Source organism: Desulfovibrio desulfuricans (assembly GCF_024460775.1).
GTDB classification, from domain to species: Bacteria; Desulfobacterota; Desulfovibrionia; order Desulfovibrionales; family Desulfovibrionaceae; genus Desulfovibrio; species Desulfovibrio desulfuricans_E.
Map to the genome: position 1 here is coordinate 1 of NZ_JANFYZ010000154.1, position 207 is coordinate 207.

The following is a 207-nucleotide window of genomic DNA, read 5'->3' on the forward strand; positions in this document are numbered from 1 at the left end:
TTAAAGTTAGATGAGATACGGAACTGTTTCGCCGTCGGGAATCGCAAGAATCCTTTCGCCAGACCAGTACCCTTACGATCGTAGAATTTGCCATCTTCAGCGCGGATTGCGTAATAATCTTTACCTTCTGAACGCAAACGTACGCCCAGCAGCTGGCTTTGCTCACGTTTACCATCAAGCATTTCTCGTGACATTAACACCGCAAAT

The 207-nt window shown here is 46.4% G+C and carries 1 protein-coding gene; it reads right to left on the reverse strand.

The genetic code is table 11. The features are described from left to right. The coding region (locus NE637_RS15745) for a hypothetical protein (RefSeq protein ID WP_256267862.1) at positions 1-207 on the reverse strand (207 nt) is incomplete at both ends.